Genomic DNA, 13940 nt, shown 5'->3' on the forward strand with positions numbered 1-13940 from the left:
CTACTTCTTCTTGCCCTTGCCCGGTGAGGTGGGGGTGGGCTCGGGTGCGGGTGCGGGTGCGGGCTCCGGTGCGGGCGTGGGCACGACCGTCTGCTGCGCGGGCGGCGGCGAGGTCTCCGGGATCGGGGCTGTCGGGGCGACCGGCGCCGCGGTTGTGAGGGCCGCGCCGGGCGCATAGCCGTCGGAGCGTATCCGCAGCGAATCGAACTGCGCGGAGCCCACGGTGACGAGGAGGCCGAAGCGCCCGTCGGCGAGGGCGGCGTTGTACGCGCGCGACGCGATGAAGACCCCGTTGAGCGTCAGCGACACCGAGGCGCCCTTGATCGTGACGAAGAGGGTGTACTTCGTCCCGGCGACGAGGGCCCGGCTGACCGTCTGATCGACGACGACGCGTCCGCCGGCGACGTGTCCGAAGACGACCGCCTGCGCCGCGAGATCCAGCACGATGAACTTGTAGTCCGAGGTGCTGTAATAGTCGTAGACGAGGCCTGCGCGCGATCCCGCCGTCAGGGTGACCGACTGGGTGATCTCGAGGTAGGCGTTGGGCGACACCGTGCCGCCGATGCCGGCGAGTCCGATCACGGGCCTGCCGCCTGCCACGGTGCCGTTCACCGTTCCGGCCCCGGGTGTGAGCGCGCCGCTCGGCACCTGGCCGACGATTCCGGGGCCCGTCGTGAAGTCCTCGGTCATGTCGTAGGTGATGGTGGGCGGCAGCACCTGGACCGAGATGCTGTCGAACTGCCCGCGCGCCTGGTTGGAGCCGACGCCGACGAAGCCCTTGTTGAGGCCGACCGCCTCCCCGTCGATGATCCGCGGCGCGAAGGTGTACGTGAACGCCGTGGTGCCGTCCAGCACGACGCTCACCGTGGTGCCGTTGACCGCCACCATCATCGTGTACCACTTGTTCGACTTGACCCCGCCGGTGACGACCGATTGGACGTCCACGATCCATCCCGCCGACGTGCGACGACCCATGACCAGCTTGTTCGTGGACTGGTCGACGCCGGCGAACTTGAAGTCGGTCGGGGAGAAGTAGTCGAAGATGACGTAGGCGTTCGCCTTCCACCCGCCCGTCGGCTTGGTGAGGTAGACCTGCGCGTGGATCTCGAAGTAGATCGGCAGGTACTGGTCGATGTAATACACCGCCACGGCGTCGCCGGTGGTCGAGGCCGCGGTGACGGTGAGGGCACCGCCCTGTGCCTGGAAGGCACCGGAGTCGGCGAAGAAGTCCTCGGCGCCATCGGTGAAGCCGGCCGACCGCAGCACGTCGCGCTTGCCCCCCGGCACGTTCCCGGGCTGCGGATCGCGCGGACCGCCGGTCTGGTCCTGCCACTGCGGGTCCTTCTGCGTGACGAGGCCGATCTCGCCGTACGGCTCGCCGTTGCGCGGGACGTAGGGCGCGCCCGAGAGCTGCGCGACGGTGAAGTCCGCGCCCTGCGCTGCGGACAGCGCGTACAGGAACTCGAACAGGGCGGGCGGCACCTGGCGGCTCACGGTTCCGAGGCCGAAGGGCGCGAAAGGCACGAGGTAGCTGTTGAACTCGCCGACCCAGTCGATCAGCCGGTCGCCGCCCGTGTTGGCGATGAGCACATCGAGGCCCGCGCCACCGACGGCGCGATCCTCGTAGGTGCTGTGCGTGTCGGGCTGGGTGTTCTCGCCGGCGGCCGTCGTCAGGACGTCGTCGACGTTGAGCAGGTCGTTGCCCCAGCCGCCCCACAGCGTGTCGCGGCCGGTGCCGCCGACCATCCAGTCGTTGCCGTTGTCGCCGAACAGCATGTCGTCGCCGTCGGAGGCCACCGTGCTGGTCGCCGTGCACGTCCCCTGGTTGTTCGACGCGGAGCAGCCGGTGACCAGGCGGCCCTCGGTGTGGACGAAGTTGAGGAACCACTCTCCGCCGTTGATGAGGACCTTCCGCATCGGGAAGTACTCGTCGTACCGGTCGAACTCGCCCGTGACGGGGTCGAAGCCGAGGAGTGTGCCGTCGTTGAACGGCCGGGCGAAGTCGCTGCGCTTGCCACCCACGCCGTAGCCGAGCGTGAGCGCCTCCGCGCCGGAGATCGCGTCGTCGCCCGAGCCGCCGTGGATGAAGTCGGCGTCCCAGCCGCCGAAGATGACGTCGTTGGCGAACAGCGGCGTGAAGTCCACGTCGAACACGTCGCCGTTGGCCGCGAAGGGGGTGAGGTCCACGCGCTTGGTGAGCTGTCCGGTCGGGAACAGGGTCGCCACCTGAACACGGCCAGGCGTGGTGATCTCCACCTGGACGCTCGCGGTGGTCACGCCGTTGAGGGGCTCGGTGGTGCCGTTGCGGCTCGTGAAGATGCGACCGTCGTCGCCGAGGATGCCGTCGACGCCGGTGCCGCCCGAGATCCAGTCGTGGCCCCATCCGCCGACGAGGTCGTCGTCGCCCGCATCGCCGAAGATGACGTCGCCGTCGCGGCCGCCGTAGACGGTGTCGTCGCCCGACTCGCCGTGGATCTCGTCGGCGCCGCCGATGTCGTTCGCGAGCGCCCCGGCGGCGAAGTCCGGTCCGCCCGGCGTGTAGTCGAGCATCACGACAGCACGGGGGAGGAGACGCATCTCGCCGACGCCGGTGTAGTTGTCATAGGTGAAGGTGCGGTATTGGGTCGCGCCGCCGGCGCCGGCCGCGACGAGGCGGAGGATGCGGCCGTTGTCGCCCACGATGTTGTCGGAGTCGCGGCCGTGCAGAGCAGTGTCGTCGTTGCGGCCGACGTCGGTGCCCGCGCCGCCGAAGATCATGTCGCCCGTGTCCGGCCGCCGGTCGGGCGTGGCGAGCGAGAACAGGTCGGAGCTGCCGCCGACGATGTCGTCACGGCCCAGGTTTCCGAAGATCACGTCGGAGCCGCCGCCGCCCTCGATGTAGTCGTCGCCGTCGCTCGCCGCCTCGACCGAGGGGTCGAGGACGAGATCACCGGCGGCATTGCGCGAGGCGCCCACGGCCTCGTCGATGGATCCGTCGCCCTGGATGGTGTCGTTGCCGAGCTGTCCGAAGATGGTGTCGTCGTGCGCGCCGCCGGCAATGTCGTCCGCACCGAACCGGTCCGCCGCGGTGGCGAGGTCGTGATCGAGCAGGGTGATGCGGAAGTCGCTCCAGGCGGTCGGGCCTGCCGGATCGTTCTGCCAGCTCGTCGTCACGTTCGCGGTGCCGGCCGTGGAGGCATCCGTGCTGTAGATCTGGCCGTTGCTCAGCACCCGGAAGCGCGGGCTCGTGTGGTTGCCGAACGTCAGCGAGCGGTCGAGCGACACGTTGTCGCCGAAGATCAGGTCGCGGTCCGTGCCGCCGTCGATGCGATCGGCTCCGGTGCCGCCGATGAGGATGTCGTCGCCGGCCTCACCGCGGATCGTGTCGTTCCCGCCGACCGCGTTGTCGGTGATGCCGAGGGTGATCACCTGGAGCGCACCCGCGCGGACGGCCAGCTGCAGGAAGCCGTGGTCGCCCAGCACGATGTCGGCGCTCGCTCCGGCGGCGATGACGTCTCCGGCGGCGCCGCCGAGCACCAGGTCGATGCCGGAGCCCGAGGTGATGGAGTCGGCCCCGCCGACCGCCGGGTCGGTGGTCTCGATGCGGCCCGCGGGGAGCGGCACGCCGCTCCAGAGAGAGGTGGCAGGTCCGCCATCGGCGGTGAAGCGTCCGTTGTCGCCGATGACGATGTTTCGTCCGTCCGATACCGCGATCGTGTCGCCGCCGGTGCCGCCGATGACGAGGTCGTCGCCTCGACCGGTGGTGATCGTGTCGCTGCCGCCGAGGGTGGGGGCGATCGACCACACGCGGTCGATGTCGGCCGGCGCGCCGTCGATCGCCCAGTCGATCGACGCGTGATCGCCGATGACGATGCCGGTGCCGTCGGAGGCGGTGGGAGTCTCGCCGCGGTTCGTGGTGATCGTGTCGCCGCCCGCGCCGCCGAGGACGATGTCGGCGCCGAGGCCGGTCGTGATGACGTCGGCCCCGCCGATCGTCGGGTCGACCGTGGCGAGCGAGCCGAGCGGGCGCACGGCGCCGTCGGTGACGTCGCCGACCCCGCCGTGGCCGGACTCCGCCACCACGTTGCCGGACGCGTCGACCCACCGCACCACCCCGCGGTCGCCGAACACGATGTCGCCGCCCGTTCCGCCGTGGAGCGTGTCGGCGCCGATGCCGCCGAAGATGACGAGCGGCAACGTCGACGCGTGGCCGTTGACGACGTCGTCGTCGGTCAGGCCGGCGGGAAGGATCGCGCCCGACGCGGGCATCACCGCGGCGACGGTCGACGACCGGGTGACCTCGATCACGACATGCGCCGCCGAGCCGTCGCGCTGTGGCGCCGTGGCGAACGACAGGATCCCGCCGCTCACGGAGAGCTCGGACACCGTGAGCAGGCGGCCGTTCACCCACACGCGGTATCCGACGAGGTCGCCCATGGCGCCGAGCGTGTAGGTGCCGGTCGACTGGACCGCCCACGTCGTCAGGTGCAGCAGCACGGTCACCACGTCGCCCGGCAGCAAGGAGGCGAACAGCCCCGCCGTGTCGAGGCGGGACGACACCACATACAGCGTCGGGTCGATCGTCGTCGTGACGCCCGCGCGGGTCACGGTGATGCCGGCGACGATGTCGGCGCGCAGCGGCTCGTCGCCGTCGTCGAGGTCGGTGCCGAGCCCGATCACGTTGTCGTTCGGGCCCTGCGTGTTCAGGACGAAGAAGTCGTCCTCCGCCGCGGACAGGTTCACGATGACGGTGTCGTTGCCGAGCCCGGTGTTCAGCCACGTCGTCGTCCGCACGCCGGCGCGCACGTGGGTGCCGTCGATCAGGATCGTGTCGGCGAAGCCGCCCGACCAGATGCGGATGCCGTCGGCGAAGGTGCCGTCGGCCGCGGCACGCCACGAGATCCCGGCCGGCGCCAGCCCGGTGACGAAGATCTCGCCGTTCGGGGCGAGCGCCGCGTCCCGCGCGATCGCGGCGGCGGCAGCATCCGTGATGAGAACGTTCGCGTCATCGGCGCCCGCGCCCTCGTCGCTGAGGAGCAGAGTGTGGCGGCCGGCGCCGAGGTCGAGGTTGAGCGTGCCCTGGATGAGGTCGAGGTCGCCGGCGAGGAACTGCGGCTTCTGGGCGAGGCCCACGTCGGCCCGCGAGGAGATGTACACGCGGTCGTCGCCGAGGCCGAACGAGACGTTGGTGATCGGCAGCGTGCCGCGGATGTTGAGCACGTCGCTGCCCGAGCCGAGCGCGAGGTTGAGCGTCTCGAGCCCGATGTAGCGGATGCCCGCCTGCGCCGAGGCATCCGTCGCCGGCGCAGCCACGGCTGCACCGAGGGCCGCCAGCTGGATCGTGATCGGGTCGGCCGGGTCCTCGTTGACCTCGCCGCGGAAGCCGATGAGGTACGTGCCGCCCACGAGCCACACGTAGACGCTGCCGGCGCAGCGGGTGCGATCCTGCTGGCCGCAGCTCATCGAGACGCCCGGATCGGCTCCGACGGTGTGCGGGTACAGGAGGGACTGCAGAGCCGAGCGGACGGCTTCGGCCGACGTGCCGGCCGCGAAGGTGATCGCGCCGATGCCGGTGGCCACGCCGCCCTGCACCTGCGACAGCATGACGGTGAACGCTCCGCCGCGCGGCGTGACCGAGTAGAGGCGGTCGAGCGGACGACCGAGCGCGTCGACGGCGGTGCGCGGCGCCATGTCGAGCCCGGTGAGGGTGTCCTGCGTGAGCCAGCCGAGGTTGGCGTTCGTGTCTCCGGCGTCACTCAGGTTCGCGACATCCGTCCCGACGCCGCCGTCGAGCACCAGCAGAGCCGCCAGAAGATCCAGGACACCGGCTGCTGTGCCCACCGCGAACGTGTCGTCGTCGGTGTTGCCGTACAGCGGCGCGGCCGCACTCGACGGACCTCCGATCACGCGGGTGTGGCCGTCGATCGTGCGGATCGTGAGGAGGTCATCGCCGGGACCCGCGTCGATCGTCGTCGTGCCGGCATGCGTCGACTCGACGGTGAACCGGTCGTCACCGTATCCGAGGCGGATGGTGAGGTCCTCGAAATCGGCGTAGCGGATGCCGCCGAGCACGGGGCGGCCGGCGAGGGAGTAGTCGCCCGCCATGCCCAGGCCGGTGATGCGGTCGCGGGTGAGAGTGCCGGTGTCGCTCGCCGGGCTGTCCTCGTTGTGGACGACCAGGACGTCCACCTGCGCCGACTCGATCGCTTCCCCGGTGCTCGCGGTGATCGGAGTCGGGTGGCCCGAGCTCTCGCCGGGCAGCACGATCGGCAGGTAGTCGTCGAGTTCGAGCGACACCGGCGGGTTCGGGTCGTCGCCGCCGGACAGGTACAGCGGACCCTGGATGAGGTGCACGCGGCGGGCGGCGTCGGCGAACTCCTGCACATCGTCGCCGTCGACCCGCGCATCGTCGAGCGCGCGTACCGTGACGATGACGGCCGATGCCCAGTTCGCGGCCGTGAAGGCGAGGGTGAGCGACGAGACCCAGGCGCTGCCGTTCCAGATTTCGAGCTGGCGCTCGTGGCAGCCGTTCGGCAGCCCGCAGTCGGCGCCGCCGATGTCGAGCGTGAACGAGGCGATCGCGTTGAGCGTCACGCGCACGGTCTCGCCGGCCGAGGGGGCCTTGGTGAGTCGTACGGTGTACGACGCGGTCGCGCCGAACTGCCCGGTCGTCGCGCCCTCGACGAGGCGGAGGTCGCCACCCGTAGGCGTGATCACGACGCCCGCCGAGTCGCCGTCGTGCACGAGCACGCTCACGCGATCGACGACGGTGCCTGCGAGCTCCGCCACGTAGACCCGTCCGCCCACCACGAGGCTGGTGCCCCACGGATCGAGAACCGTGATCGACGTCGCGGTGTTGCCCGCGATCGTGCGGTAGGCGGCCGTTCCGTTGGCGTCGACGAGACGCAGCAGCGAGCCGCTCAGACCGCCTGCCGCGGTGGGCAGCGTGACGCCCGAGAGCGTCACGGTGCGGCGATCGGCCGAGATCGCGACGACCGTTCCGACGAGCTCGCTGTCGGTGAGCGGTGCCGCGTACCCGACGATCGTGAACGCAGCGCCCGCGCCGGGAGCGGCATCCCATTCGCCTTCGATCTCGATCGTGGTCGCGGTGTTGTTCCAGATGCGGCGCACCTGGCCCGCGGCGGGACCGCTCGTGATCGTGATGAGGTGGCCCTTCAGCGAGCCGGCAGCCGCGACGAGGCCTGAGAAGGCGAATTCGTTCGCGACTCCGCCTGCCCCCGCCACGGTGCCGGTGCGGCGGTCGCTCGACAGGATCGCTGCGGTGAGGGCCTGCACGTGCTGGCCCTCCACGGCGGTGTCGTCGATCGCCCGCACGTACAGGGTGCGCGCGCCGGCGGCGACGAACACGAGATCGAGCGTCGAGAACCAGGTGGTGCCGTTCGTCGAGAGCAGGAGGCCGACCGGTGCCGAGACGCGCACGGTCACCGAGCCCTGAGGCACAGAGGTGAGGCGGACCTCGTAGGTGGCCGTGGTGCCCCCCGTGCCCGCGGCATCGACCGGCTCGACGACACGGATGCCGCCGTCGGGCAGCACGACGGGAACCTCGGGTGCGTCGTCGTCGATGACGCGGACGAAGGTCGTCGCGACGAGCGCTCCGCTGTACTCGCCGCCCACCACGATCGCGTCGATGGGAGCGAACCTCTCACCCTCGGCGGCCAGGTCGCCCGTCGCCCGCACGAACACGGTGCGCTGAGCGGTGTCGCCGATCGTGAGGGTGACCGACGTGCTCCACGACACGCCGTCGAGCGACAGCTCGATGGCCCGCGCACGGCTCGTCGAGCTCGGGTCGACGGCCGGGCCGGAGAGCGTCACCGAGACCGCGACGCTCGGAGTGCGCGTGAGACGCACGGTCACCGCGCCTGCCGCCGCACCCTCGGCGAGGACCAGCGAACCGCCGACGGGCGCGACCACGACGGTCGGCTCATCGTTGTCCATGATCTCGGTGGAGATGCCGTCCACGGGCAGCAGCGCCCAGGCACTGTTGGCCACCGTGCTCTCGACCTCATGGCGGATGAGGCCCGTGTGGCCCAGCAGGTCGTTCGCCTGTACGGCCGGAGCGGCGCTGCCGACCTCGATGCGGTCGGAGCCCAGCCCGCCGAAGATCGACAGCTCGACGGCCGGGTTGGTCGACAGCACGTGGAAGACGTCGTCGCCCTCCATGCCGTAGATCGAGACCCGCTCGACGTTGACGAACCGGATGACGCGACCCGCGCCGTAGACGCCGCCCGACGTGATCACGAAGGTGTCGCCGAACTCTGTGCCGATGATCACCACGAGGTCGTAGCCTGCGCCGCCGTCGATGTTCACGGGCGCGTTCGACGCGTACTGGATGAAGTTGCGCCCCTCGCCGGCGTTGAGGGACGTCAGTTCCGACTCGCCCACGAACGAGCGGATCACGAACGTGTCGTCGCCGGCGTCGCCGTACAGATTGAGCGTCGCGACGTTGCGGAACACCTCGAAGGTGTCGTCGCCGGCCCCGCCGTAGATGTTCGCGGTGAACGACACACCGCGCGTGAGCTGGCCGCGTGTGGAGGAGAAGAAGGCGGATGCCGGGAACTCGCTGTCGGGCACGTACGCGGTGTAGAGCTGGCCGAAGCGGAAGCGGTCGTTGCCGGACCCGCCGTTGACCGTGAGCACCGAAGCGGTGTCGTCGAACGCGAACGTGTCGTCGCCCGTCAGCCCGTTGACGAGGACGCCGCCCGTCATCTCGGTGCCGTAGGTCACCTTCTCGGCTGAGCCGAACTGCCCGGAGGTCGCACCGGGCTGCGAGAGCGCCGCGACGAGGGCGCGGGTCGCGTTCCGGCGGAACAGGAACGTGTCGTCGAGCGACGAGCCGTTGACGATGAGGACGTTGGTGCCGCCGTCGGCCACGTCGAGCGTGTTGATCCGGCTGTTGCCGATGCCGAACAGGTCGATGACGAAGTAGTCGGAGTTCGCGCCGCCGTCGAGGTCGAGGACCTGCCCGTCCATCGGGTTCATGCCGACAGGCCCGGGCGCGGCATTGACCACCAGCCAGTCGGCCCCGTTCTGGCCGAGGACCGTCGTCGGACCCGAGAGCCCCTCCACGAACACCCGGTCGTCGCCGTCCGCCGCCCGGACCGTCGTCGCCGCCGCGTGGGTGGAGTCGACGTTGAGCACGTCCGAGCCCGAACCGAGCGTGAGATCGAGCGTCTCGAACGCGGCATAATCGACACGGCCGTCGGTCATGGCCAGGGTCCCGGTGGTGACGGAAGCACCCGCCGGCACGAGGGGTTGTCCTGCGACCGCGGTGATCGTGAGCAGACGCGCCCACCCCGCGGCTCCCGCGAGCGCGCCGGTCCAGGCGACGGTCCAGCGGGTGCCGGCCTTCGTGACGACGACGTTGCCCGCGCCGACCAGAGCAGCGATCGCCGCCTGCACCTGGGCTGCGGTCGCGTCGAAGGCGAGCTGCCCGGTCGTGCCGAGGCCGGCGACGGCGAGGGCGAACCGGCCGTCGACCGCACCCGCGACGGTGACCACCTGCACGAGGCTGGGCCGCGGCATCCCTCCGGTCATCCCCAGTCCCGCCACCGACGTGCTGCTGACGACCCCGATGCGATCGAGCACGGTCGCGGCGTCGTCGAGGAACAGCGTGTCGGTGCCCGAGCCGCCCGAGATGGTGAGGGGCGCGGTGATGCCGGTCAGGACGCCTCCGATGCCGGTGAGGGTCGAGCTCACGCGTACGGTGTCGCTGCCCTCCCCGGTGCTGATGGCGGTGGCGCCCGAGACGCTGCGCACGATGACGGTGTCTGCGCCGTTCCACGTGGTGAGGGCCGTCGACCCGGTGTGGGTGGAGTGGATCGTGAACGTGTCGCCGCCGGAGCCGAGGTCGATCGTCAGCGCCTCGAAGCCCGAGTAGGTGATGCCGGCGGTCATGCCGAGACCGGTGATGCGATCGGAGGTCAGCTCGCCGGTGTTGGGTGCGGTGTCGCCGGTGTCATCCACGGCGAGGAGGTCCGCACCGAGGATCGCGCCCGGGCCGGTGCCGCCCGAGACGACCAGGAGCGCGACGATCGCGTTGACGTTTCCGCCGGTGTTCGTCCAGGTGGTGTTCGTGGTGCCGGCGCCGGCGGCCCGCGAGCCGACCGCGACACGGTCGGTGTGCTCACCCGTGAAGATGCGGTGCTCGACCTGGATGGCCTGCACGGCCACGCGGTCGCCGCCGGCGAGCGTGCGGATCTCGACGAGCTCCACGCCGGAGTGCGTGATCGTTCCGAGCGTCGTCATCACGCCGGCGTCGTTGAACGCGACGCGGCGGATGCGGTTCGCCTGCGTTCCCGCCGGCGGCGCGGCCACCACGTCGAGGATGAGGTCGTCTGGAGCGGTGGAACCCCAGACCTCGAGCCGGTCGGCCCCGGACGTGTCGACCACGTGCACCGCCAGGCCGGTCGAGCGGGTGAGCTCGATGCGCACCAGGTCGGCTCCTGGCCCGGCGTCGAGGTATGCGGTCCCGGTCCACGGGGTGGCCGCGCGCGCGGACCCGGCGACCGTGACCGTGCCATCGGCGTCGCCGACGAAGATCGTCGTCGCCCCGCCCCCGGTGGACGTCAGGCGCGCGGTCTCGAAGATGCCCTTGAGGTCCTCGGCGATCGACCCCACGCCGAAGTCCGTGCCGACGGCCAGCCCCACGACGAACAGGCTGCCGTAGAGACCGAAGTCGCCGGTGGGGAAGGACTCGACGAGCGTGTCGCTGCCGCCGTCGTCGAAGAACTGATCCTGACCCAGCCCACCGGTCACGGTGTCGTCGCCGAGTCCGGAGTCGAGGACGTCATCGAACATCGAGCCGACGAGGGTGTCGTTCTCGGTGCCGCCCCGGAGGGTGAGCGCGAGCTGGTTCGCCGTGACGCCGGCGGCGGAGATCGAGTCGGCGCCGCCACGACCCTCCACGACGAGCGCGTCGCCCTGGCCGCGCACACCGCCCGAGATCCAGACCGCATACGCGGCGCCCGAGGTGCGCGTCACCTTGGTCTGGCCGCTGTCGGTCGTGACGGCGAAGGCGTCGCCCGCCGTGTTCGAGCCACGGACGGTCACGAGATCCGTGCTGCCGGTGCCGAGGGCGACGTCGACCCGCGTCAGCCCCGACGAGTTGCCGGTGACGTCGTCGAGGGTGATCTGGTCGGCGCCCGCGCCGGCGTCCACGATGAGACGCTCGATCCCCGAGGTCGTCTTGACGACGCCTCCGAGGTCGAGGCTCAGCGTGCTCGTCGCCGGGTTGGCGACCGTCAGCAGATCCGCTCCGCCGCTCAGCGAGAGTGTGAGCGAGTCGGTGCCGGACCCGCCGATCACGACCTGCGTGTCGCCGGACGTGAACACCGCGACGGTCGCCGTGATGGAGTCGTCGCCGGACCCGCCGTCGTAGCGGCGGGCCAGACCGGAGAGCGTGTCGTTGTCGCCGCCACCGTTGAGGATGTCGGTGATGCTGCTCCCGAACAGCTGATCGTTGCCGTCGTCGCCGTTGAGCGTGACCGTGCCGGAGCCTGTGTGACGCAGGATGTCGTTGCCCGTGCCGCCGTTGACGGTCGCGCTCGCCGTGCCGGTGACCGTGATCGTGTCGTTCTCGGAACCGCCGCTGAGCACGCTGCCGGAGCCCGAGCCCTGCAGCAGGATCGTGTCGTCGCCGGACCCGCCGTCGATGGTGACCGGGATCTCCACGCTGGGGTCGATGACGAGGTTGTCGACGCCGTCGCCGAAGTTCGCGTGGATGCGCTGCACGTTCGCGTAGGTGCGGGAGTACCCGAACGCCGTGATCCGGATGGTCGCGAGCCCGTTGTTCAGGCTGCCGATCTGCTCGATGAACACGGTCTCGTTCGTCACCGAGGTGGCGACGTTCCTCGCGGTGCGCTGCGGACTGCCGCCCACGTTGACGTAGAGGTCGCGATCGGTCGAACGCCACGCGCGCAGGTCGTGGTACGGATCCGGGTTGCCCGTGGTGCCGTTGCTGGCGAGGTAGGGCACGACCGGGAACGACACTGTCCCGATGGTGAAGGTGTCGCTGCGCGAATACCAGGTGCCCAGGATCTTGAACCGCACCGTGATCTTGAAGCGCAAGGGCACTTCGCCGAAGCCGTCCCCGTCGCTGTCGACGCCGTCGCGGGAATCTGCGGAGACGGAGAGGTCGAGCCCGACGCCGAGGCTGATCTCGAAGATCTTGAAGTCGAAGTACACCTCGACGCTGGCGCCGCCGCCGATGAACAGCGTGTACCAGACGATGCCGTCGTCTTCGTGCTTCAGGAACGACACCTCGAGGTGGAACTCGCCGCGGATGCCCATGAACGAGCCCCCGAGCTGCATGCGCCCCGACAGCTTGAGGCTGAAGTTGCCGTCGGAGTTCAGGAAGATCGAGCCGGACAGGTCGGCGATGAAGAAGTTGAGCGTCGCGTAGGCATCGAGATACCAGTCGCCGGAGGAGTACGTCGTGTCGGTCGCACTCGTCTTGCCGACCTCGATCGTGAAGCCGGCATCGAAGCTGAACAGCCGCAGGAGCGTGACCGAGCCGGTGAGCTGGAGCTTGAATCCAGGATCGACACCGTTGCGGCGCTCGCCGACGGTGTTGATGCGCAGCTCACCGCTCGCGCTCAGGCTGAAGATGAACGCATCGGCCGAGGCGCTGACGGCCACGGCCATGACGAAGCCGTCGTCGTACACCCCCGCCCGGCCGGTGGCCCGGAACGTGAGCCCGGCGAGGTTGAAGTCGACGCCGAACGACATCTCGAAGGCGCCGGCCGCGATGCGGATCTCGGCGAAGCCGGAGCCCCGGGCGAAGCCGAGGAAGTCGATCGCCCCGTCGAGCCGGAGCAGGAATCCGGGCGCGACGCTCGTCGAGCCGATCATCTTCGCCGACCCGGTCGTGTTGAGCTGGATGACCGCGCTCGCCGAGAAGCCGATGCCGATGTCCTCGCCGAAGCCCACATCGAGGGCGATCGCGAACCGGGCGACGACGCCCTGGCTCGTGATGGAGAAGCCGGAGTCGACGATCGTGAGCTCGCCGAACGGATCCAGCGCAGCGCGGCCGTTGACCAGGAGCGACAGCTCGGACGCGCTGATCGTGAGCACGACGTGTCCCGTGATCTCGAGCACGTTCAGCACCTTGAGCGACCCGTACATCTCGAGGCGGAAGCCGGCGATGACGTTGATCGTCTGGTTCTCGACGATGAGCCGGTCCTGCGCGTCGCGGGCGAACCCGCCGAACACCGGGCCGCCGTTGACGGTCTGGGTCTCGACCACGAAGGTGCGGATCTGACGCGCGTTCGAGAAGGTGTTGATCTCGAGGAGGAACTGTCCGTTGAGCGACAGACCGGGGATCGCGTTGACCCCGAGGGTGAGCTGCACGCGCCCCACCACGCCGGTCTGCGCGCCGACGTAGACGGCGAGGTTCAGCGCGCCGGTGAGGGATCCGAGGTAGGGGATCGTCGTGCCGACCATGCCGTCGACCTTGAGATAGGCGGTGCCCGTCGGGTCGATCGCCGCCGTGATGCCGATGAAGCCGGTGAGGGTGAACGCTCCGCCGATGGTCAGCTCGGCCTGGATCGCGGCCACGACGTAGATGCTCGGCCCGGTCGCCGACGGATCGGGCTGGCCGTCGATGCCCGGGGGAGCGGCCGGGATGTAGAACACCGGCGCCTGCCCCGGCAGCAGCAGCGGCAGGAAGGCGTTGGGCACGACGAAGGTCTGATCGGCGAGCGTCGTGTTGAAGATGACGTTCACCGAACCGGTGGCCGAGAAGAGCGAGCCGACGTTGGGCAGTCCGATGCCGACGCCGGTGGCGACGCGGATGCTGCCGGCGACGCCGGGCAGCGGGCCGTCCGTGCGGATCATCAGCAGGCCCGTGACGGAGCCGTACTCGAGCCTGGCCGAACCGTAGCCGAACGAGAGGTGCCCGGTCAGGAACATGTCCATCTTCGGCGTCGGGGGATCCAGCGAGA

General features: G+C 70.2%; 1 protein-coding gene (only partly in view). It reads right to left on the reverse strand.

Features of this window, described 5'->3' with window-relative positions; translation table 11 throughout:
* Positions 1–13940, reverse strand: the 3' end of a protein-coding gene (locus ACFC1K_RS14005) for a hypothetical protein (protein WP_375872083.1). Its footprint extends 23497 nt past the window's final position; 13940 of the gene's 37437 nt are visible here — the last part of the coding sequence; its start codon lies beyond the right edge, outside the window — the gene reads right to left on this strand; the stop codon is at positions 1–3.

Source organism: Microbacterium sp. NPDC056057 (assembly GCF_042266945.1).
Lineage (GTDB): Bacteria > Actinomycetota > Actinomycetes > Actinomycetales > Microbacteriaceae > Microbacterium > Microbacterium trichothecenolyticum_C.